Here is a 21,838-nt window from a genome sequence, read left to right on the forward strand (position 1 = left end):
TCAGGCCCCTGTCGTGCTGAGGACTGTGGGCGCTTCCGCCTCTTCGTGGAATTCCAGTTGGCGGCGCCGGTTCGGGATGAGGCCCTCCGGACGGAAGCGCATCAGCAGGATGAGTGCGAGACCGAAGGCGAAGAGCTGGTAGTCGCCGAGGAACTGGAGCTTGTTGGGGATGAGGAAGAGCAGTGCGGCGCCGATGAGGGGGCCGCTGATGGTGCCCATGCCGCCGAGGACGACGGCGGCGAGCAGGAAGGCGGAGTTGGGTGGGATGGGGCCGGCGAAGAGGTACTGCTCGGGTGTGACGGTGTAGGTGACGTGGGCCTGGACGGTGCCGGCGAGGCCGGCGAGGGAGGCGCCGACGGCGAAGGCGATCAGCTTGACCCGGAAGCCGTTGATGCCCATGGCGAGGGCGGCGGTCTCGTCCTCGCGGATGGCGACCCAGGCCCGGCCGATGCGGGAGTTGCCGCTGCGCCGGAAGACGAGCACGACGACGGCGGTGATGATCAGCATCAGGAAGAAGTAATTGGCGAAGCGGCCGATGCTGAACCCGGCGATGTCGTGCTGGGCGCCGAAGTCGAAGCCGAGGATGTCGAGGTTCGGGATGGAGGCGATGCCGTTGGAGCCGTTGGTGAGGTCGGGTCCGGAGGTGCCGTCGAGGTTGTTGGCCGTGATGCGGAAGATCTCACCGAAGCCGAGGGTGACGATGGCGAGGTAGTCGCCGCGCAGGCGCAGGGTGGGGGCGCCGATGAGGACGCCGAACACGAGGGAGGCGGCGGCGCCGATGAGGACGGCGGCCCAGAAGGGGAAGTGGACGTGGAAGGGCGAGTTGGGGGAGCCGGATACCAGGGCCGCGGCGTAGGCGCCGACGCCGAGGAAGGCGACGTAACCGAGGTCGAGGAGGCCGGCGAGGCCGACGACGATGTTCAGGCCGAGGGCGACGGTGGCGAAGATGAGGATGTAGACGCCGAGGGTCGCGTACTGGTCGTTGGTCTGGGTGAAGGGGAACAGCGCTGCCGCGACGAACGCCCCGCAGGTGGTGATGTTCTGGTGACGGGCGGTGAGCTGGGAGGCCTGGCTGATCAGGCCGGCTTTGTTGAGGGCGGCGAAGCCGAGGCCGGCGGTGAGCAGGAAGCCGATGAAGAGTTCGTCGTACTCGGTGCCGATGCCGTAGGTGAAGACGGTCAGCCCCAGGGCCAGGATCCCGACGATGATCAGGATCTCGGCGTAGGAGGGCAGCTTGCCGAGGGGACGCGGGGTGCCGGAGGTGAAGGCGGCCTTGACCGTTGCCCATTGGTGGCTGGCCCGGTGCTTGAAGTGTTCCCAGGACGTGTCGTCGGGGTCGATGGGGTCGGGCTCGGGCCGCTGGAAGGGCAGGGCCAGGGCGCCGATCAGGGCGGCCAGGCTGGTGACGGCCACGAGGTAGCCGCCGGGCTCCAGGTTGACGAGTCCGCCGAGTTCGACGCTGATCGCCAGAACCGTGTACCAGGCGGTGGCGAAGGTGGTCAGGGCGGCGAACTTCAGGGCCGCGTCGGCGCCGGCGGGGACGAGCCAGCCCAGGCCCTTGATGCCGTAGGAGGCGAGGGCGAACAGGGTGGTGAGGGCGCCGCCGATGAGGACGAGGATCTGCAGTCCGCCGGGGTAGCCGTTGATGGTGAGGTTGCCGGGGAAGGCGTCGGTCCACGTCCAGGAGAGGAAGGTGGAGACGATGGTGAGGGCGCCGCCGACGGTGGCGACGGCGCGGCCGATGCGCGGTGGGATGCCGATGAGTCCGGAGGGGGCACCGGTGGCGGGGGCGCTCGGGGTGTCGGGTGCGGTGGTCTGTGTGGTCATCGGTGTCACGCCCTGTCCGCGACGCGCTCGCCGAGCAGGCCCTGTGGCCTGAACAGCAGCACGAGAATGAGGAGTACGAACGCCCAGACGTCTGCCCAGGACTGGCTGCCGAACTTCTCCATGCCGGGGAGGTCGGCGATGTAGGCGGTGGCCAGGGTCTCGGCGACACCGAGGACGACGCCGCCGATCATGGCTCCGTAGATGTTGCCGATGCCACCGAGGACGGCCGCGGTGAAGGCCTTGAGGCCGAGGATGAAGCCCATGCGGAAGTCGATTTGGCCGTACTTGAGGCCGTAGGCGACGCCGCCGATGGCGGCGAAGGCGGCGCCGAGGGCGAAGGCGACCACGATGATGCGGTCGGTGTCGACGCCCATGAGCTTGGCGGTGTCGGGGTCCTGGGCGGTGGCCTGCATGCCGCGTCCGGTGCGGGTCCTCATGACGAAGTAGGCGAGGACGGCCATGCTGATGGGGGCCGCGATGATGAGGAAGACGTCACCGGTCTGAATGGTGACACTGCCGAGGTGGAAGGGGCCCCCGTTGATCTGCGGGAAGGTGCGGGCGGATTTGGCCTCGGGGTACCAGGCCCAGACGGCCTGCTGGAGGGCGAGGGAGAGGCCGATGGCCGTGATGAGAGGGGCCAGGCGGGGGGCGTTGCGCAGAGGCCGGTAGGCGAACCGCTCCGCTCCCACGGCCACGAGGACGGCGACCAGGACGGCGCCGATGAGCATCAGTGGCAGGGCGACCCACATGGAGGTGCCGTCGGGCAGGATGTACGCATAGACCGTGAGGGCGCCGAACGCCCCGGTCATGAAGATCTCGCCGTGGGCGAAGTTGATGAGCTGGACGATGCCATAGACCATCGTGTAGCCGATGGCGACCAGCCCGTACATGGATCCTAGTAGCAGGCCGTTGACCAGCTGCTGCGGCAGTTCGTTCACCGCATGTCCTCCGAGACGTTCGGAAAAGTTCGACGGATGTGTCCGGATGCGAGTCCGCGCGGGGCGCCAGTGGAACAGCGCCCCGCGCGGCTCGTGAGGATGGTGCGGGCGTGGTCAGCCGGTGAAGGTACCGGACTTGACGGCCGTGAAGGCACCGTTCTTGACGGCGTACACGGTGAGCTGCTTGTTGGTGGCGTCACCGAACTCGTCGAAGGAGACCTTGCCGGTCACACCGTCGAAGGAGACGTTCTGCATGGCGGCGGTGACCTTGGCGCGGGCGTCGGAGGGCAGCTTGCCGCCGTTGTCCTCGATGACCTTCTTCACGGCCTCGATGATCGCCCAGGCGGAGTCGTAGGAGTAGCCGCCGTAGGCGGAGTACTCGTCCTTGTAGCCGGCGGCCTTGTAGTCGGCGACGAACTGCTTGGCGGAGGGGAGGGATTCGACGGGGGCGCCGACCGAGGTGGCGAGGTCGCCGGTGGCCTCGGGGCCGGCCAGCTTGCCGTAGGTGGCGTCGTTGATGCCGTCGCCGCCGACGAGCGGGATCTTGGCACCTGCGGCCTTGATCTGCTTGCTGAGCGGGCCCGCCTGCGGGTACTCGCCGCCGTAGTAGACGACGTCCGCCCCCGAGTTCTTCACCTTGGTGGCGACCGCGGAGAAGTCCGTGGTGTCAGGGTTGATGTGCTCCGTGCCGACGACCGTGCCGCCGAGCTTCTTGAATTCCTCGGTGAAGGTGCCGGCGAGGCCCGCGCCGTAGGTCTTCTTGTCGTCGATGACGAAGACCTTCTTCTTCTTGGCGTCGTTGTAGACGTACTGGGCGGCGAACGGGCCCTGGATGGCGTCCGTGGTCGCGGTGCGGAAGTACGACTTGTAGGGGCGCACCTTCTTGGTCTGCCAGTCCGCGCCCTGGGTGAGGGCCGGGCCGGTGTTGGCCGGGGAGACCTCGACGAGCTTGGCGTCGTCGAAGACCTTCTGCATCGACTCGGCGACGGAGGAGTTCAGCGGGCCGACGACGCCGAGGACGTTGCTGTCGGCGACGAGCTTGGTGGCGTTCTGCTGGCCCTGGGACGGCTGCTTCTGGTCGTCGAGGGCTTCGATCTTGAAGGTGATGCCCTTGACGTAGTTCTGCTTGTTGGCGTTCTTGACAGCGAGGTCGGCCGAGTTCTTGATACCAAGGCCCATGGCGGACAGGTCGCCGGTCAGCGGGGCGTCGACTCCGATGGTGACGGTGGTACCGCCGTTGCCGGACGAGCCCTTGTCGCCGCTGTCGCGCGAGCCGCAGGCGGTGAGGGTGAGTGCTCCCGCCGCCAGCGCGGCGGTGATGGCGATGAGCGAACGTTGACGCACGATCAGTCCTTTCCCTGGCACGGCCCTCCCCCCTGGAAGCGGCCGAGTCGAGCGCTGGGCCGAACTGACATTCAGACCGCGCGGTGACTGGCCGTGACTCTAAGCGGGTGTGGGGGAAGTAAAGGAGAGGTTGAACGAGGCTGTGACGCTCTTGTTATGACACCGGGTAATGGAGAGCGGTACTGGGTGGGCGGAAGAGCGGAATTCGGACTGATTCGCCCAGTCCGCATAGTGAGAACTAGCAGGACGTGCCGGGATGCGTTCAGGTGTCTCAATCGTTTTGGTCATTACCTGGAACGGTTGCTGCAGGCGACTTGCAGGGCTTGGGAGAGGTCGTGCGCATACCGTGGCCCGGGTATGTAACTGTGAGCCTCTATTGCGTGCGTATTACGCAGAGTTACGTCCAGGAAAGGGAGTCCGGCGTTCTCCGGCGCTTTCGCGCAATCCGTCACATGCATGGTGATGGTGATCTTGCGAATGGATCCTGCCGCCGTCCGGAAAGGGACGGCGGGCTCGGAGGTCAGTGACAGGCCGGCGTAGGGCTGGGCCATCCGAGTCACGGTGACCGGCGGGCCGGACTGCACGCGCAGTGCGACCTCGAAACTGAAGCTTCCGGCGGGTGCCCCCCGGGGTGTGGCCTCGGTGTGCAGGTAGGTGATGTCGACCACCTGGGAGGGGTACGGCGGGGCCGGCGCCGGTGGCTTGTGGGGTCTGGTCGCATAGAGATAGCCGCCGCCCGCGAGAAGGACGGCGGCTGTCGCGGCCGTGAGGACCGCACGGCGGTGCCGGTCGGGTAGTCGGGCCAGAGGCCCACGGCGGACACCGGGCACGCCGTCCGTATCCACGTCCCCCGCGTGCGTGCCCTCGCCCGGCTCGAGGGGGCCTACGCCGCTCAACCCCACGGGCCCTTGCTCGGGCCGCCGGTGCGGTACCAGGCGGCGCAACCCTCGCGGGCCCGACGGTCGATCAGATCGCCGGCGGCTTCGGCGCCTTGAAGTCTCTTCTCGGCCCGCGCGGCGTCCACGACCGTCCGGAGGATCTCGTACTGACCGTTGGAGAGCCCCATCGACTGGTAGTCCCCATAGGTGTGGGTGTCCAGCACCTTGCGCGACCAGTAGGCGACGACCCGCGTGCACAGCTCCTCGTCAGACGTGGCCCGTGGTGACGTCGAGGGGGAGGCGGACCGTGCCGCGCCCGTGGCGTCGTCACGGCCGGCGGCGCCGCAGCCGGTGGCCACCGCGCTTGTCAGCAGCGCCAGTCCGAGCCAGACCCCGTACGCGGTCAGCCCCGGCCGGGGAACTCCTCCCGTTCTCATGCCATGACGCTAAGCCGCCGGGTGCCCGAGGGCAACGGCGGTGCGGGCCATGGACGTTCGCGGCTCAGTCCGCCGTGCGCAGGTGCGCCTCGTCGCCCGGCTGCACATCGCGCAGCAGGCAGGTGAGGCGGGCGGTGCACACGCGCTTGCCGTTCTCCTCACTGATGACGATCTCGTACGTCGCCGTGGAGCGCCCCCGGTGGACGGGGGTGGCCACGCCGGTGACCAGGCCCGAGCGCACCCCGCGGTGGTGGGTGCAGTTCAGGTCGACACCGACGGCGATCTTGGAGCTGCCGCCGTGCAGCATGGCGCCGACCGAGCCGAGGGTCTCGGCGAGGACGGCGGAGGCGCCGCCGTGGAGCAGTCCGTACGGCTGGGTGTTGCCCTCCACCGGCATGGTGCCGACGACGCGCTCTGCGGACGCCTCGACGATCTGGACGCCCATCCGCGTGCCGAGGTGCCCGGCGGAGAAGAGGGCGGGCAGGTCGACGCCGAGCGCGGCGTACTCGTCGACGACTTCCTGGGGAAACTTCACGGTGTGCTGCTCGCCCATGGGGCACGGCTCCGTTCGTGATGATCGGTCACTCGACTGTGACTGAGCAAACGCTCAGTCGGTCGCCGATTGTTCCAGGCGGACCACCACGGACTTGCTCGCGGGGGTGTTGCTCGTGTCGGCGGTGGCGTCCAGCGGGACCAGCACGTTGGTCTCCGGGTAGTAGGCGGCCGCGCAGCCCCGCGCCGTGGGGTAGTGCACGACGCGGAAGCCGGGGGCGCGCCGCTCGACGCCGTCCTTCCACTCGCTGACCAGGTCGACGTACGAGCCGTCCGCCACGCCGAGTGCACGGGCGTCCTCGGGGTGGACCAGGACGACGCGGCGGCCGTTCCTGATCCCCCGGTAGCGGTCGTCGAGGCCGTAGATCGTGGTGTTGTACTGGTCGTGGGAGCGCAGGGTCTGCAGCAGGAGCCGGCCCTCGGGCAGCTCCGGGTACTCGACGGGGGCCGCCGTGAAGTTGGCCTTGCCGGTGGCGGTGGGGAAGCGGCGCTCGTCGCGGGGGGCGTGGGGGAGCGCGAATCCGCCCGGACGGGCCACGCGCGCGTTGAAGTCCTCGAAGCCGGGGATCACGCGTGCGATGCGGTCGCGGATGGTCGCGTAGTCCTTCTCGAACTCCTCCCACGGCACCTTGCTGCCGTCGCCGAGCACCCGGCGGGCCATACGGCACACGATGGCCGGCTCGGAGAGCAGGTGCGGGCTCGCGGGCTCCAGACGGCCGCGGGAGGCGTGCACCATGCCCATGGAGTCCTCGACGGTGACGAACTGCTCGCCGCTGCCCTGAAGGTCGCGCTCGGTACGGCCGAGGGTGGGCAGGATCAGGGCGCGCGCGCCGGTGACCGCGTGCGAGCGGTTCAGCTTCGTCGACACGTGCACGGTCAGGCGCGCGCGCCGCATGGCGGCTTCCGTCACCTCGGTGTCGGGGGAGGCGGACACGAAGTTGCCGCCCATCGCGAAGAAGACCTTGGCCTCGCCGTCCCGCAGGGCGCGGATGGCCCGGACGACGTCATATCCGTGCTCGCGCGGCGGCGCGAACCCGAACTCCTTCTCCAGGGCGTCGAGAAAGGCGGGCGCGGGCCGTTCGAAGATGCCCATCGTGCGGTCGCCCTGCACGTTCGAGTGACCGCGCACCGGGCACACGCCCGCACCGGGGCGGCCGATGTTGCCGCGCAGCAGCAGGAAGTTGACCACCTCGCGGATGGTGGGCACCGCGTGCTTGTGCTGGGTCAGGCCCATCGCCCAGCAGACGATGGTGCGCTGCGAGGCGAGGACCATCCGCAGGGTCTTCTCGATCTCCTCGCGCGTGAGTCCGGTCGCGGTGAGCGTCTCGTCCCAGTCGGCGGCGCGGGCGGCCTTCGCGAACTCCTCGAAGCCGTGGGTGTGGTCGCGGACGAACTCCTGGTCGACCGCGCCCTCCGTGTCGAGGATCAGCTTGTTCAGGAGGCGGAAGAGGGCCTGGTCGCCGCCGATGCGGATCTGCAGGAACAGGTCGGTGAGCGCGGCGCCGGCGGTGAGGCCCTTCGGCGTCTGCGGGTTCTTGAACCGCTCCAGGCCCGCCTCGGGCAGAGGGTTGACGCTGATGATCCGCGCGCCGTTCGCCTTGGCCTTCTCCAGGGCGGAAAGCATGCGCGGATGGTTCGTGCCGGGGTTCTGCCCGGCGACGATGATCAGGTCCGCCTTGTACAGGTCCTCGAGCAGGACGCTGCCCTTGCCGATGCCGATCGTCTCGGAGAGCGCCGAGCCGGACGACTCGTGGCACATGTTCGAGCAGTCGGGCAGGTTGTTGGTGCCCAGCTCGCGGGCGAACAGCTGGTACAGGAACGCGGCCTCGTTGTTGGTGCGGCCGGAGGTGTAGAAGACGGCCTGGTCGGGGGAGTCGAGGCCGGCGATCTCCTCGGCGATGATGTCGAAGGCACGCTCCCAGGTGACCGGCTCGTAGTGGTCCGCGCCCTCCGGCAGGTACATGGGGTGCGTCAGCCGCCCCTGCTGGCCCAGCCAGTAGCCGCTGCGGCCGGCGAGGTCGGTCACCGGGTGCGCGGCGAAGAACTCGGGGGTGACCCGGCGCAGGGTGGCCTCTTCTGCCACCGCCTTCGCGCCGTTCTCACAGAACTCCGCCTTGTGCCGGTGGTCCGGCTCGGGCCAGGCGCAGCCAGGGCAGTCGAAGCCGTCCTTCTGGTTGACGCGCAGGAGGGTCAGCGCGGTGCGGCGCACCCCCATCTGCTGCTGGGCGATCCGCAGGGTGTGCCCGATCGCCGGCAGCCCCGCCGCGGAGTGCTTCGGCTCGGCGACCTGCGGTGCGTCCTGAACCGGATCGCCCATGGGCGGCTTGCTGGCCATCGCGGCCCTCCCCTTCGCGTACACCTGTGACCTGTGACCTGTGTCTCCGCATCCTCGCACGCGTGACCGACATCGGGGATGGTCGGGTTTGGGGACTGCGGCAACGGCTGCGGACGGCGGCCCGCGAGCCGGTCACCCTGTGCCAGTGGTGCGTCGCAACGGTGGGTAACGGCAGCGGTGCCCTGCGGCGGCGTCGAACCGACCAGGACCGGGGTCCCGGGCAACCGGCCAGAACCGGAGTCCCGGACAACCGACCAGAACCGCACTGCGGCAACCGGTCAGGACCGGCCCCGGATCCCTGGCGAGCGACCAGGGCACCGTGCTCCCGCTCGCACCGCACCCCATGGCCATCGGCTCCCGAGCCCACGTGTCCGGCCGGGTTCCCCGGCCGCTCATCGGCCGCGGGCCCGGGCGGCCGGGGCCGAGTGTCAGTGGGGCGTGGCAGGATCGGGGGCGTGGCAGAGACAGCATCGAAGCAGACCGAGAAGACCACCGGCGGCGACCGTCCCCGGCTGATGCTCATGGACGGGCACTCCCTGGCCTATCGCGCGTTCTTCGCGCTGCCCGCGGAGAATTTCACCACCGCGACCGGCCAGCCGACGAACGCGATCTACGGTTTCGCGTCGATGCTGGCCAACACGCTGCGCGACGAGGCGCCCACGCACTTCGCGGTGGCGTTCGACGTCTCCCGCAAGACCTGGCGCTCGGAGGAGTTCACCGAGTACAAGGCGAACCGTTCGAAGACCCCGGACGAGTTCAAGGGCCAGGTGGAGCTGATCTGCGAGCTGCTGGACGCCATGCACGCCGCCCGCTTCGCGGTCGAGGGGTACGAGGCGGACGACGTGATCGCCACCCTCGCCACCCAGGCCGAGGCGGCGGGCTTCGAGGTGCTGATCGTCACCGGCGACCGCGACTCCTTCCAGCTGGTCAGCGAGCACACGACGGTGCTCTACCCGACCAAGGGCGTCTCGGAGCTGACCCGGTTCACCCCGGAGAAGGTGTTCGAGAAGTACGGGCTGACGCCCGCGCAGTACCCGGACTTCGCCGCCCTGCGCGGCGACCCGTCGGACAACCTGCCGGGCATTCCGGGCGTGGGTGAGAAGACGGCGGCGAAGTGGATCAACCAGTTCGGTTCGTTCGCGGAGCTGGTGGAGCGCGTCGACGAGGTCAAGGGCAAGGCCGGGCAGAACCTGCGCGACCACCTGGAGTCGGTGAAGCTGAACCGCCGGCTGACCGAGCTGGAGCGGCAGGTGGAGCTGCCGAAGGCGGTCGCCGACCTCAGGCGTGCCGCGTACGACCGCAAGGCCGTCGCCATGGTTCTGGACACCCTGGAGATCAGGAACCCCTCGCTGCGCGAGCGGCTCTTCGCCGTCGACCCGGGCGCCGAGGAGGCCGAAGTGCACCCGGTCGTGGCGGACGGCGTCGAGCTGGACGGGGCGGTGCTGGGCGCGGGCGAGCTGAAGCCGTGGCTGGCCGAGCACGGCACGCGGGTCCTCGGTGTCGCCACGGTCGACTCGTGGGCGCTGGGCACGGGCGCGGTGGCCGAGATCGCGCTCGCCGCGGCCGACGGCGCGGCGGCCTGGTTCGATCCGGCGGAGCTGGACGAGGCCGACGAGAGGGCGTTCGCGGAGTGGCTCGCCGACCCGGCCAGGCCGAAGGTCCTGCACAACGCCAAGGGCGCGATGCGGGTCCTTCCCGAGCACGGCTGGTCCCTGCAGGGCGTGACCATGGACACGGCGCTCGCCGCGTACCTGGTCAAGCCGGGCCGTCGCTCCTTCGCGCTGGACGCGCTCTCACTGGAGTACCTGGGCCGTGAGCTGGCGCCCGCGGCCACGGCGGACGGGCAGCTGGCCTTCGGCACGGACGAGGGCGCCGAGGCCGAGGCGCTGATGATCCAGGCCCGGGCGATCCTGGACCTCGGCCAGGCCTTCGAGGAGAAGCTGCGGGAGGTCGGTGCGGCGGATCTGCTGCGCGACATGGAACTGCCCACCTCCGCGCTGCTGGCCCGGATGGAGCGGCACGGCATCGCCGCGGACCGTGCGCATCTGGAGACCATGGAGCAGATGTTCGCGGGCGCCGTCCAGCAGGCGGTGAAAGAGGCGTACGCGGCGGTGGGGCACGAGTTCAACCTTGGCTCGCCCAAGCAGCTCCAGGAGGTCCTTTTCGGTGAGTTGGGCCTGCCGAAGACGAAGAAGACGAAGACGGGCTACACGACGGACGCGGACGCGCTGGCGTGGCTGGCGACCCAGACGGACAACGAACTGCCGGTGATCATGCTGCGCCACCGGGAGCAGGCGAAGCTGCGGGTGACGGTCGAGGGCCTGATCAAGACGATCGCGACGGACGGCCGCATCCACACCACGTTCAACCAGACGGTCGCCGCGACGGGCCGTCTGTCGTCGACGGACCCGAACCTGCAGAACATCCCGGTGCGCACGGACGAGGGCAGGGCGATCCGCCGGGGCTTCGTGGTCGGTGAGGGTTTCGAATCCCTGATGACCGCGGACTACAGCCAGATCGAACTGCGCGTGATGGCCCACCTGTCCGAGGACGAGGGGCTGATCGAGGCCTTCACCTCCGGGGAGGACCTGCACACCACGGTCGCCTCCCAGGTCTTCGGGGTCGGCCGTGACGCGGTCGACGCGGAGATGCGGCGCAAGATCAAGGCGATGTCGTACGGCCTGGCGTACGGGCTGTCGGCGTTCGGCCTGTCCCAGCAGCTGAACATCGAGGCGGCCGAGGCGCGGGCGTTGATGGACACGTACTTCGAGCGGTTCGGCGGGGTGCGGGACTATCTGCGCCGTGTGGTGGACGAGGCGAGGGCGACGGGCTACACCGAGACGCTCTTCGGCCGGCGCCGCTATCTGCCCGACCTGAACAGCGACAACCGCCAGCGCCGGGAGATGGCCGAACGCATGGCGCTGAACGCGCCGATCCAGGGCACGGCGGCGGACATCGTCAAGATCGCGATGCTGAACGTGGACCGGGTGCTGCGTGAGGCGGACCTGAAGTCCCGGATGCTCCTCCAGGTCCACGACGAAATCGTGCTGGAGATCGCCCCGGGCGAACGGCAGCAGACGGAGGAGCTGGTCCGCCGGGAAATGGCGGCAGCGGTACGGCTGCGGGCACCACTGGACGTCTCGGTGGGCTACGGGACGGACTGGGAGTCGGCGGCGCACTAGGCCTCTCGTTCGGACATGCCTGGCTCGCCGCGCCGGACACGGTCTGGCGGGCGCCGGGCGACCTCGGCCGGTGACCGGTCGGCCACCGCCCGGAAGGGCCGGTCGAGCGGCCCGCTGCGAGGCCGGCCGACCGCCCCGGCGCGCCCGGGGTTGCCCCGGCACCGGGTCGTACGGTGGCCCGCCCGGGGCCGGTCGGAGCGGGGACTGAGGGCGCAGCTGCCGGCTTCCAGGCAACCGCGTCCCCGTAGCCCGTTCCCGGCCGCCTGTCCCGCGAGGGGCTCAGCGCGACGCCGGTCGGGCCGGTTCCCGGTCGGTGTCCTGGCCGTCCCTGGCGGTGCGCCGCAGGGCCCTGACGCCGGTCACGTACAGCGCCATCCCCACCGCGAGGCCCGTGCCCGCGCCGAAGCACGCCGGCGGGATCACCTCCCACGGTTTGGCATGGGTTCCCCAGTAGGCCCACCACCGTGACGCCCGCTGCACCGCCCCCGCCGCCGCGCAGCCGCCGATCACCGCCGCCGCCAGCCACCGGTCCGCCCACGACAGCACCGGCAGCGCCGACACCGTCGACGAACCGGCCGACGCCCGCCGCAACGCGACCGCCAGGAACACGGCGAGCACGACTGCCGCCACGACAGAACTCCCGTACTGCAGATACGTGTACCGCGGCGTACCGGCCATCGGCCGCGTCAGCCCGGGCAACAGCCGTACCCCCCACCGGCCGATATGCGTGAACGCGTCCCACACGACATGCGTCAGCGCACCCAGCACCGCGGAGACGTACCACCGGGCCGTGAGTGTGAACGAGACCTTGCGCAGCGGCGTACCGCAGCGCACCAGCGCCGCCACCCGCCCCTGCGCCGTCGGCGGCAGCAGCGCCACCAACGGCTCCCGCAGTACCAGCCACACCCCCACCAGCGCCCACGCGATGAGCACATCGACGGTGAACACCCCTGTGAAGGAGTGCGTGACCGTACCGAACTCCATGCCCCCGGACACCACGCTCGCCGCGAAGTAGGTCATGTCGGGCGCGAACGACCCCGCGACAAGGACGGCGGGTACCAGCCGCCCGCGTCCGGACCCGTCCCCGCGCACGGCCGGCAGGACGGCCGCGGCATGGCTGAGGGTGAACGGCACGACGCCTCCCGCCGCAGATGTTGACCGAGCACAACCACCCGGCGATCACGAACGTCCAGTATGAGGGACTCATGAGAAAGGTGAGGCGACCCGCTCTGCTTTTGCGTCCAGCCCAAGCAGACATGACCAACTGGTGAAAACCGGGCACCAACCGGTGTCGACGCGACTCAAGTTGTCGTAGGGTCACTTGGTCACCGCGCACGGGTGCGTGGTCGAACACACGGACACAACAGAGCGGCACACACGAGGTCGTCAACGGGAGGGGTTCACTCAATGGCGGCGCGTTTCGGCAGGAGGCTGCGCAAGGGGGCGGCAACCACCGCTGTGGCCGCGGCAGCGGTCGCGGCTCTGGCGGCATCCCAGGCTCCGGGGGTCACCACCGACGACCAGGGCAGACAGGCCACCGGCGCGCAGTCCACGCCCGAGACGACCGGCAATGTGAGTGGCGATGACACCGCCACCGGCAACGGCGGCTACTACACCGACCTGCCCCCGCTCAACAGCCCCACCGAGTCGCCCGGCCCGAGCGCGACGCCCACCACGGGCCCTTCCGGCGCGGGGCAGTCCGGCATCCCCGCCACCGTCCTCGACGCCTACAAGAAGGCCGCGGCGGAACTCCAGAGCTCCAAGCCCGGCTGCAATCTGCCGTGGCAACTCCTCGCCGCCATCGGCCAGGTGGAGTCCGGCCAGGCCGAGGGCGGCCGGGTCGACGCGGACGGCACCACGTACACGAAGATCCTCGGCCCGGTCCTGAACGGCAACGGCTTCGCCGACATCAAGGACACCGACAACGGCGCCTACGACGGCGACAGCACCCATGACCGTGCGGTCGGTCCCATGCAGTTCATCCCGTCCACCTGGGCGTGGGCGGGCCGCGACGGCAACGGTGACGGCGTCAAGGACCCCAACAACATCTACGACGCCGCTCTGGCCACCGCGCACTACCTGTGCCGCGCGGACCGTGACCTGTCGGTGCAGGCCGACATGAACGCCGCGATCCTCAGCTACAACAACTCGCAGGACTACCTGAACACCGTTCTGTCCTGGTACGAGTACTACCGCAAGGGCACCCACTCGATCCCGGACGGCACCGGCACCCTGCCCTCGCACCGCAGCGACCAGAGCTCCGGCGCGAGCCCCGACCCGAAGCCGGGGAAGTCGAACAAGCCCGGCACCTCCAAGCCGGCCGGCGGCACCACCACCAGCCCCACCCCCACCCCGCCGTCGCCGAGCAAGCCCACCACCCCGAAGCCGACGCCGCCCGCTCCCACCCCCACGGACACGGTGGACCACCTGGCCGACAGCGGCACCGGGCAGCTCTCCGCGAAGACGGGCGACACCTTCGACCGGAAGGTCGTGGTGAAGGCCGTCACGAAGGCCGGGAAGGCCGTGCCGAAGGTCCGCGTGCGGTTCACGGTCATCGGCGACACGGACGCCACCTTCACCGGCGGGGAGACCGTCGCGACCGTCGTCACCGACAGCTCCGGCAAGGCCACCGCGCCCGCGCTCGTCGCCGGCCAGAAGACCGGCGGTTTCACGGTCCGCGCCCTGGTCGTCGGCCGCATGGTCACCGGTCTCGACTACTCGGCCACCGTCGTCGAACGCCAGGCCGACACCATCGTCCGTACCAGCGACACCGTGCTGACCTGCACGCCGGGCGGTGAGTTCGCGGACCAGGTCGAGGTGAAGGCCACGTACAAGGGCGCCGTCGCGGACGGTGTCGCGGCCACGGCGACCCTCGTCAAGTCGGCCGACGACCCGGCCGAGAACGACAAGGGCCCCTACTTCAAGGACGCGAGCGGCAAGACCCTTCGCACCCTCACGGGCCTCAAGACCGACGCCGACGGCCTGCTGAAGCTGCCGAAGCTGTACGCCGACGACACGACCGGCACATTCCTGCTCCGCATCACCACCGCGGGCGGGGCCACCCTGACGGTCGAGCTGAAGGTCGCGGCGGCCGACTCGTCCCCGAGTCCCAGCCCGAGTCCCAGCCCCAGTCCCAGCACGAGCTCATAAGGCCGGCCGGGAACGTACGGCGGCGGCGCCCCTCCACCACGGAGGGGCGCCGCCGCCTTTTCGTGCGCCCTGTTCTCATCTCACGCCCCCGTTGCTACGGTGCCGGACCTGACGTACCGTCAGTTTACGTGTGCCGGCTGCCGTCCCGAGGAGGCCCGTATGCGCGCCCTCGTCGCCGCCGCGATCGGCCTGACCGCAGCGTTCGTCCTGGTGTTCGGCTTGACGGCTCTGGGTTCGCCGTCCGGCACGACGTCCCCGAAGCCACTGCTGACGACGGTCCCCAGCCATCCGTGACGCGCGCAAAGGGAGGGCGTGAGATGCGCCGCAAGGCCGGCCTGGTCCTGCTCGCCTTCGCCGTGTTCTTCACGGCGCTGTCCCCACTGCTGCGCTGGTACGCCTTCCCGCGCCTGGCCGAGGTCCCCGCGAACCAGTACCAGACCATGGTCCTCGAAGCGAGGAACGCCACCCTCCTCGACTACGGCACCATGACGTCCCGTACGGTCCCCGAGGTCATCGTCGTGCAGACCCTCAGGGGGAACGTGGAGGCCGCTGAGAAGATCGAGAAGACCGCGGGCCGGGACGTGGTCGTCTGGGACGGCCTGTCGTATGTGCAGGGACCCGACGGCGCCATGGTGTCCCGCATCCCGGAGCGGTACATCTTCGACGCCCACAGCCAGGAACCCGTCCACGCCACCGGCGAGATGGTCGACGGCGACCCCGTCCACCGTGACGGCATCGAGTTCAAATGGCCGTTCCTGACCCGGAAGCGGGACTACGAGTACTTCGACGCGCAAGCCCGCGTCACCCGCCCCATCCACTACGAGGGCACGCAGAACTTCCGAGGCGTCAAGGTCTACTACTTCGAACAGACGATCCCGTGGACCAAGGTTCCCTTCCCCAAGGTCATGCCCGTCAAGGGCATCACCCCCGAGTCGGTCGCGAAGACCGGCACGACCCGCTGGTACACCACGGTCCGCAGGTTCTGGGTCGAACCCCTGACCGGCGCACCCGTCTACGGCGAGGAGATCCACAAGGAGGAACTGCGCGGCGGCACGCTCCTCGGGGGCCGTGACAGGGTCACGGTCTTCGCGGGGCACGTGAAGATGCGCGAGGACTACATCGCCTCGACGGTCGCCCTGGTCAGGCACAACCGCCTGCTGATCCTGCTGCTGACGTCCTTGCTGCCCTGGGGCTTCCTGGTCCTCGGCGCCGCCCTGCTGTCGCTGTCCCTCTACCTGGAGGCGCGCGGCCGCCGCCCGGACGACCCGGAGTCCACCGCAGTCATGGAGTCCGAGCCGGTCAGCGCCTGAGCCGCGCGTTCGTGTGCCGGGTCGGCTCCGCCGTGGCCGGGTCCTCCGGCCAGGGGTGCTTGGGGTACCGGCCGCGCAGCTCCGCCCGCACGGCCCTGTAGCCGTCCCGCCAGAAGGAGGCGAGGTCGGCGGTGACGGCCGCGGGCCGCCCGGCTGGGGAGAGCAGATGCACGACGACGGGCACACCGGCGATCTCGGGCGAGACCTGCAGCCCGAACATCTCCTGGAGCTTCACGGCGAGGACGGGCCGCTCGGGGTCGGCGTAGTCGATCCGGAGCTCGGACCCGCTCGGGACGGTGATCCGCTCGGGGGCGAGTTCGTCGAGCCGGGCGGCCTCCCCGGTGGACCAGGGCAGCAGCCGGGCCAGGGCCTGCCCCGCGTCGATCCGGGCGAGGTCGGCCCGCCGCCGGGCACGGCTCAGCTCGGGCTCCAGCCACTCGTCCACGCGCGCGTGGAGCGCGTCATCACCCACGTCCGGCCACGGCTCGCCCAGGTGCAGTCGGAGAAAGGCGAGGCGCTGCCGCAGCACACAGGCCTGAGGGGACCATCGCAGCAGATCGAAGCCCTCCTGCCGCAGCCCTTCCAGCAGAGCCCGGCGTACGAGGACCGGTGCCGGGTCCCGCAGCGGCCGCGCCGCGAGCTCGACGGCCCCGAGCCGCTCGACGCTCCGGGCGACGACGTCCCCGTCGGCCCAGTGCACCTCCTCGGCCGTGGAGTACAGGGCCCCGGCGGCTCGCCGCGCCACGTCCTCGTCGACCACTGCGGCCAGCCTCACGCGCGCGTGCCCCGCACCGACGGGCCGGTCCGCCACGGCCACCGCCAGCCACGGGGCGCCGCGCAACCCGGACCCCTCCCTCAGCTCGGCGCGGGTGCCGTTCACCATGAGGCAGGAGCCGCCGTCGGCCCGGGCGAGCCGCTCCGGGAAGGCGAGCGCGGCGACGAGTCCCACCACATGGTCGTCGCCCGCCTCCGCCCCGCCGCCGTGTCTGGCGCCCGCCTCCGCCCCGCCGGCAGGGGCGTCGCCCGCCGCGGCCCGCAGCCGGCGCACCTCCTCCCGCCAGCGTGCCGCGTATGCGTCGCCTCCGCGCCGGGCCGCCCGCCACACCGCCGCCAGGTCGTCGCCGTACTCCCGCGGCGGCTCCTCACTCAGCAGGGACACCGCCTCCGCGGCCCGCTCCGCGCCGACCCGCGGGGCCGCGTCCAGCAGCGCCCGCGCCAGCCGTGGATGCAGTCCCAGCCGGGACATCCGTACGCCCCGCTGCGTGACCCGTCCCGCCGCGTCCACCGCGCCGATCGCCGTCAGCACCGACCGCGCCGCCGCCATCGCCCCGGGCGGCGGTGCGTCGAGGAGTGCCAGCCCGGACGCGTCCGGGTCACCCCAGCACGCCGCCTGCAGGGCGAACGCCGTCAGATCGGCCAGCCGGATCTCCGGCGCCGGGAAACGCGGCAGCCGCGCGTCCTCCGCCTCGGACCAGCAGCGGTACACCCGGCCCGGCGCCTCACGCCCTGCCCGGCCCGCCCGCTGCCGACCCGCCGCCTGCGAGGCCCGTACCGTCGTCAGCGCGCTCAGCCCCCGCGCATGGTCGACCCGCGGCTCGCGCGCGAGACCGGAGTCGACGACCACCCGCACGCCCGGCACGGTCAGGGACGACTCCGCCACGGCCGTCGCCAGCACCACACGCCGTACCGAGCCCGGCGACAGCACGGCCTCCTGGACGGCCGCAGGCGCCCGCCCGTGCACCTGGAGCACCTCGGTGCCGCCCAGATCCCCCAGATGACCCGCGACACGCGCCATCTCCCCGACACCGGGCAGGAAGCACAGCACGTCCCCCTCGCACTCGGCCAGCGCCCGCCGCACCACCGACGCCACATGCGAGAGCAGCGCCGGATCCACCCGCGTCCCGTGCGGCGGCCGCACGGGACGCGCGGGAGGTGCCCACACCACCTCGACGGGGTACGACACGCCCTCCGCCTCGACGACCGGCGCGCCGCCCAGCAGCCGTGCCCAGCCCTCGGCGTCCGTCGTCGCGGAGGCAGCCACCAACTCCAGTTCCGGCCGCAGCGTCTGACGCACATCGAGCAGGAAGGCGGCGACGGTGTCGGCGTCCAGGTGCCGCTCGTGGACTTCGTCGAGCACGACCACGTCGACGCCCGCCAGCTCCTGGTCCCGCTGCAGCCGCTGCAACAGCACACCGGTGGTGACGACCTCCACGCGCGCGTGCCGCCCGACCACCCGCTCCCCGCGCACGCTGTAGCCGACGTTCTCACCGGTCTTCTCGCCCAGCAGCCACGCCATCCGCCGGGCCGCCGCCCGCGCCGCGATCCGCCGCGGCTCGGCCACCACCACCCGCCGAGCGGGACCGCCGCCCAGCAGTCCCGCCAGCGCGAGCGGCACCAGCGTCGTCTTTCCGGTGCCCGGCGGCGCGCAGAGCACCGCCGTACCGTGCTCGCCCAGAGCGGCCCCGAGAGCGGGGACGGCGGAACGGACGGGCAGGCGTTCGAGAGCGTCGCGGCGGATCACCGCACCAGTGTTCCAGGCGGCCGCGTCAGGGAAGAAAGACGTGGTGGCAGCGCAGGCAGAACAGCTGCCTGCGCCATTCGGCCCGCTGCCGCGCCGCCTGCGCGACGTTGCGGCGCAGGTACACCAGCCACAGGCCCCCGCCGGCCAGCCCGACGAACCCCAGCCACACCTCCGAGACCAGCAGGGCACAGCCCACGGTCAGGAGCCCGAACGGCGCCGCCCAGCGCTCCTCGTCCAGTGCGGGCCGCGCGAGGTGGGGTGCCCCGGCGCGCGCCTCGGGCGACAGCGTCCTCCAGTGCGTGCGGAGCCGGGTGGTCCTGTCCCCTCGCCGGCAGACCGGGCAGACGTGCATGCGCGTACCCCCACCGCCTGGCACCGCGGAGCGCGGCCTCGCGGGTGATATGTCGACTCATCGTTTGTGCCCTGCCGGTATGGCCGGCATACGCGCGCGGCCGCCACGCCCGCAGATTGGCCGGAACCGCTCCCTCGGTACCTCAGTCCCGTTCGCACACGAAGATCGCCGTCCCAGGGATCAGCCCGCCCCGCAGCGGCGACCACCCGCCCCATTCGGACGTGTTCCAGGCCGGCCACTCCGGCTCGACCAGGTCGACGAGCCGGAAGCCGGACTTGACGATGTCCCGCACCCGGTCGCCGAGCGTGCGGTGGTGCTCGACGTACACCGCCCGGCCCTCCTCGTCCTGCTCCACGTACGGCGTGCGGTCGAAGTAGGAGGCCGAGATCGCGAGACCCTCCGGCCCCGGCTCGTCCGGGAACGCCCAGCGGATCGGGTGGGTCACCGAGAACACGAAACGGCCGCCGGGGCGCAGCACCCGGTGCACCTCGCGCAGCACCAGCCGCGGGTCGGCCACGAAGGGCAGCGCCCCGTACGCCGAGCACGCCAGGTCGAAGGAGGCGTCCCGGAAGGGCAGGACGCAGGCGTCCGCCTGCACCAGGGGGAAGCCGGCGCCGATGCGCAGGGCGTGCTGGAGCTGGCGGTGGGACAGGTCGAGGGCCACCGGGCGGGCGCCGTGCCCGGCGAGCCAGCGGGAGCACTGCGCCGCGCCGGCACCGATCTCCAGGACGTCCTTGCCCTTCAGGTCCTCGGGCGGGCCGAGCAGTTCGGCCTCGACCTCGTCCAGGCCCTCGGGCCCCCAGACGAAGCGGTCGTCGCCGAGGAACGTGCCGTGTTCGATCTGGTACTCGTCCGCGTTCCGGTCCCACCAGCCCCGGTTGGCCCGGGAACTCTCCGTGACGCCCGCCGCGCGTCGGGTGGCTTCGGGTTCGAACTGTTCGGGCTCTTGGATGATCGGCTCCCTCGTCGTACTCTTCCGTCCAGCCTGACGCGGCGGTGTCACGGAAAAGGGTCCTCTGGCCTGCACGGCCTCGTGGCATCGGCCGGTGCCGCCCGTGTCGCAGGGTGACTTGTGCCGGAAATGCGGCGATCCGCCCCGGGTGTGCGCCTTCGCGCATTGACCCTGTCCGGCTGCCCCCGTATGCTACAAGTTGCGCTGCGGGCCTGCGCACCTCAGACGTAGCAGGCTGCGCTCGCATCTGTTGTATGTCCCCTCGGTTGTCGAGGCGCCGTCACCAGTTGGCTGGTGGGGCGCTTCCTTGGCTGTCCGGCTTCTGCAGAGCGAAACGGGCTCCAGCGTGAGCAGTACCTACGACTTCAATGTCCGTACCGGAGCCCTTTTCCACATGACGAGCAGCACCGAGACCACCGCCACCACCCCGCAGGTAGCGGTCAACGACATCGGTAACGAGGAAGCGTTCCTCGCAGCGATCGACGAGACGATCAAGTACTTCAACGACGGCGACATCGTCGACGGCGTCATCGTGAAGGTCGACCGGGACGAGGTCCTGCTCGACATCGGTTACAAGACCGAAGGTGTCATCCCGAGCCGCGAGCTCTCGATCAAGCACGACGTCGACCCGAACGAGGTCGTTGCCGTGGGCGACGAGATCGAGGCTCTGGTCCTCCAGAAGGAGGACAAGGAAGGCCGCCTGATCCTCTCGAAGAAGCGCGCCCAGTACGAGCGTGCCTGGGGCACCATCGAGAAGATCAAGGAAGAGGACGGCATCGTCACCGGTACCGTCATCGAGGTCGTCAAGGGTGGTCTCATCCTCGACATCGGCCTCCGCGGCTTCCTGCCGGCCTCCCTGGTCGAGATGCGTCGCGTCCGCGACCTGCAGCCGTACGTCGGCAAGGAGCTCGAGGCCAAGATCATCGAGCTGGACAAGAACCGCAACAACGTGGTCCTGTCCCGTCGCGCCTGGCTCGAGCAGACCCAGTCCGAGGTCCGCCAGACCTTCCTCACGACCCTGCAGAAGGGTCAGGTCCGGTCCGGTGTCGTCTCCTCGATCGTCAACTTCGGTGCCTTCGTGGACCTGGGTGGCGTCGACGGTCTGGTCCACGTCTCCGAGCTGTCCTGGAAGCACATCGACCACCCGTCCGAGGTCGTCGAGGTCGGCCAGGAGGTCACCGTCGAGGTTCTCGACGTCGACATGGACCGCGAGCGCGTCTCCCTGTCGCTGAAGGCGACCCAGGAAGACCCGTGGCAGCAGTTCGCCCGGACCCACCAGATCGGTCAGGTCGTCCCGGGTAAGGTCACCAAGCTGGTTCCGTTCGGTGCGTTCGTCCGTGTGGACGAGGGCATCGAGGGTCTGGTCCACATCTCCGAGCTGGCCGAGCGCCACGTGGAGATCCCGGAGCAGGTCGTCCAGGTCAACGACGAGATCTTCGTCAAGGTCATCGACATCGACCTCGAGCGCCGCCGCATCAGCCTCTCGCTGAAGCAGGCCAACGAGTCCTTCGGTGCCGACCCGGCCTCGGTCGAGTTCGACCCGACCCTGTACGGCATGGCCGCGTCCTACGACGACCAGGGCAACTACATCTACCCCGAGGGCTTCGACCCCGAGACCAACGACTGGCTCGAGGGCTACGAGAAGCAGCGCGAGGAGTGGGAGCGCCAGTACGCCGAGGCGCAGGCCCGCTTCGAGCAGCACCAGCAGCAGGTCATCAAGTCCCGCGAGGCGGACGCCGCTGCCGCTGCCGAGGGTGGCGAGGCCGCCGCTCCGGCCGCGACCGGCGGTTCGTACTCCTCCGAGGGCGGCGACAACTCCGGCGCCCTGGCGTCGGACGAGGCGCTGGCGGCCCTGCGCGAGAAGCTGGCGGGCGGCCAGAGCTGAACGCTTGCCGCTAGGCTTTAGCCGATGACTGAGGGTCCGCCCCCCTTGTGGGGGCGGGCCCTCAGTCGCGTTCGGGGCCAGGACGCCGCCCCTCCCGGAGGCCGCCCGGCCCGACTGCCCGCCCCCCCACGCGCGCGTGCTCCCCGCATGGGCATCGGCAGGCATCGGACGGACG

The 21,838-nt window shown here is 70.6% G+C and carries 16 protein-coding genes; 5 read left to right on the plus strand and 11 right to left on the minus strand.

Features of this window, described 5'->3' with window-relative positions:
- The 7 genes from ACFYZE_RS03345 to ACFYZE_RS03375 all read right to left on the minus strand — a co-directional run bounded on the left by ACFYZE_RS03345 (position 1) and on the right by ACFYZE_RS03375 (position 8,311).
- Positions 1 to 1,827, minus strand: coding sequence for a branched-chain amino acid ABC transporter permease (locus tag ACFYZE_RS03345; RefSeq protein WP_388987789.1), 1,827 nt, complete (start codon positions 1,825 to 1,827; stop codon positions 1 to 3).
- A 5-nt stretch (positions 1,828 to 1,832) separates the two neighbouring features.
- Positions 1,833 to 2,765, minus strand: coding sequence for a branched-chain amino acid ABC transporter permease (locus ACFYZE_RS03350; protein WP_388987792.1), 933 nt, complete (start codon positions 2,763 to 2,765; stop codon positions 1,833 to 1,835).
- A 114-nt stretch (positions 2,766 to 2,879) separates the two neighbouring features.
- Positions 2,880 to 4,109 (minus strand): branched-chain amino acid ABC transporter substrate-binding protein, encoded by a 1,230-nt coding sequence (locus ACFYZE_RS03355; RefSeq protein ID WP_388987795.1) that lies wholly within the window; start codon positions 4,107 to 4,109, stop codon positions 2,880 to 2,882.
- A 287-nt stretch (positions 4,110 to 4,396) separates the two neighbouring features.
- Positions 4,397 to 5,005 carry a Tat pathway signal sequence domain protein gene (locus ACFYZE_RS03360; RefSeq protein WP_388987798.1) on the minus strand — a complete coding sequence of 203 codons (609 nt, stop codon included), beginning with the start codon at positions 5,003 to 5,005 and terminating at the stop codon, positions 4,397 to 4,399.
- On the minus strand, positions 5,002 to 5,424 hold the full coding sequence (locus ACFYZE_RS03365; RefSeq protein ID WP_388987801.1) for a hypothetical protein: 423 nt from the start codon (positions 5,422 to 5,424) through the stop codon (positions 5,002 to 5,004). Before ACFYZE_RS03365 ends, ACFYZE_RS03360 begins: the two co-directional genes overlap by 4 nt.
- 64 nt (positions 5,425 to 5,488) lie before the next feature.
- Positions 5,489 to 5,977, minus strand: coding sequence for a hotdog fold thioesterase (locus tag ACFYZE_RS03370; RefSeq protein ID WP_388987804.1), 489 nt, complete (start codon positions 5,975 to 5,977; stop codon positions 5,489 to 5,491).
- Positions 5,978 to 6,031: 54 nt separating this feature from the next.
- Positions 6,032 to 8,311, minus strand: a complete 2,280-nt coding sequence (locus ACFYZE_RS03375) for an FdhF/YdeP family oxidoreductase (protein ID WP_388987807.1) — start codon at positions 8,309 to 8,311, stop codon at positions 6,032 to 6,034.
- Between the two features lie 455 nt (positions 8,312 to 8,766).
- Between ACFYZE_RS03375 and polA the strand changes: the two genes are divergently transcribed.
- Positions 8,767 to 11,493, plus strand: coding sequence for a DNA polymerase I (gene polA / locus ACFYZE_RS03380; protein ID WP_388987810.1), 2,727 nt, complete (start codon positions 8,767 to 8,769; stop codon positions 11,491 to 11,493).
- Between the two features lie 279 nt (positions 11,494 to 11,772).
- On the opposite strand, the gene ACFYZE_RS03385 is transcribed toward polA, so the two are convergent.
- The gene (locus ACFYZE_RS03385) at positions 11,773 to 12,627 is read right to left on the minus strand and encodes a DUF4184 family protein (RefSeq protein ID WP_388987813.1); all 855 of its coding nucleotides are present in this window, start codon (positions 12,625 to 12,627) and stop codon (positions 11,773 to 11,775) included.
- A 273-nt stretch (positions 12,628 to 12,900) separates the two neighbouring features.
- On the opposite strand from ACFYZE_RS03385, the gene ACFYZE_RS03390 reads away from it, so the two are divergent.
- From ACFYZE_RS03390 to ACFYZE_RS03400, 3 genes are all read left to right on the plus strand, one after another.
- Positions 12,901 to 14,643, plus strand: coding sequence for a lytic transglycosylase domain-containing protein (locus ACFYZE_RS03390; protein ID WP_388987816.1), 1,743 nt, complete (start codon positions 12,901 to 12,903; stop codon positions 14,641 to 14,643).
- Between the two features lie 159 nt (positions 14,644 to 14,802).
- Positions 14,803 to 14,937, plus strand: a complete 135-nt coding sequence (locus tag ACFYZE_RS03395) for an SPW_0924 family protein (RefSeq protein ID WP_388987819.1) — start codon at positions 14,803 to 14,805, stop codon at positions 14,935 to 14,937.
- 23 nt (positions 14,938 to 14,960) lie between these two features.
- Positions 14,961 to 15,953: a DUF3068 domain-containing protein gene (locus tag ACFYZE_RS03400; RefSeq protein WP_388987822.1), complete on the plus strand. Its 993-nt coding sequence runs from the start codon at positions 14,961 to 14,963 to the stop codon at positions 15,951 to 15,953.
- Here ACFYZE_RS03400 and hrpB read toward each other — a convergent pair.
- From hrpB to ACFYZE_RS03415, 3 genes are all read right to left on the minus strand, one after another.
- Positions 15,943 to 18,474 (minus strand): ATP-dependent helicase HrpB, encoded by a 2,532-nt coding sequence (gene hrpB, locus ACFYZE_RS03405; RefSeq protein WP_388987825.1) that lies wholly within the window; start codon positions 18,472 to 18,474, stop codon positions 15,943 to 15,945. The genes ACFYZE_RS03400 and hrpB overlap by 11 nt on opposite strands.
- A 25-nt stretch (positions 18,475 to 18,499) precedes the next feature.
- The gene (locus ACFYZE_RS03410; protein WP_388987828.1) at positions 18,500 to 18,826 is read right to left on the minus strand and encodes a hypothetical protein; all 327 of its coding nucleotides are present in this window, start codon (positions 18,824 to 18,826) and stop codon (positions 18,500 to 18,502) included.
- A 142-nt stretch (positions 18,827 to 18,968) separates the two neighbouring features.
- The gene (locus ACFYZE_RS03415) at positions 18,969 to 19,829 is read right to left on the minus strand and encodes a class I SAM-dependent methyltransferase (RefSeq protein ID WP_388987831.1); all 861 of its coding nucleotides are present in this window, start codon (positions 19,827 to 19,829) and stop codon (positions 18,969 to 18,971) included.
- Positions 19,830 to 20,172: 343 nt separating this feature from the next.
- Between ACFYZE_RS03415 and rpsA the strand changes: the two genes are divergently transcribed.
- Complete coding sequence (gene rpsA, locus ACFYZE_RS03420) at positions 20,173 to 21,663, plus strand: 30S ribosomal protein S1 (RefSeq protein ID WP_388987834.1); 1,491 nt, start codon at positions 20,173 to 20,175, stop codon at positions 21,661 to 21,663.
- The last annotated feature ends 175 nt before the right edge of the window (positions 21,664 to 21,838 follow it).

It is taken from the genome of Streptomyces sp. NPDC001796 (assembly GCF_042892355.1).
GTDB lineage: Bacteria > Actinomycetota > Actinomycetes > Streptomycetales > Streptomycetaceae > Streptomyces.

Excerpts from the sequence above, each read along its gene's own strand:
- ACFYZE_RS03345 (WP_388987789.1), bottom strand. The coding sequence starts at position 1,827 with ATGACCACACAGACCACCGCACCCGACACCCCGAGCGCCCCCGCCACC.
- ACFYZE_RS03365 (WP_388987801.1), bottom strand. The coding sequence starts at position 5,424 with ATGAGAACGGGAGGAGTTCCCCGGCCGGGGCTGACCGCGTACGGGGTC.
- ACFYZE_RS03370 (WP_388987804.1), bottom strand. The coding sequence starts at position 5,977 with ATGGGCGAGCAGCACACCGTGAAGTTTCCCCAGGAAGTCGTCGACGAG.
- ACFYZE_RS03375 (WP_388987807.1), bottom strand. The coding sequence starts at position 8,311 with ATGGCCAGCAAGCCGCCCATGGGCGATCCGGTTCAGGACGCACCGCAG.
- ACFYZE_RS03390 (WP_388987816.1), top strand. The coding sequence starts at position 12,901 with ATGGCGGCGCGTTTCGGCAGGAGGCTGCGCAAGGGGGCGGCAACCACC.
- ACFYZE_RS03395 (WP_388987819.1), top strand. The coding sequence starts at position 14,803 with ATGCGCGCCCTCGTCGCCGCCGCGATCGGCCTGACCGCAGCGTTCGTC.
- ACFYZE_RS03400 (WP_388987822.1), top strand. The coding sequence starts at position 14,961 with ATGCGCCGCAAGGCCGGCCTGGTCCTGCTCGCCTTCGCCGTGTTCTTC.
- ACFYZE_RS03410 (WP_388987828.1), bottom strand. The coding sequence starts at position 18,826 with ATGCACGTCTGCCCGGTCTGCCGGCGAGGGGACAGGACCACCCGGCTC.
- rpsA (WP_388987834.1), top strand. The coding sequence starts at position 20,173 with ATGACGAGCAGCACCGAGACCACCGCCACCACCCCGCAGGTAGCGGTC.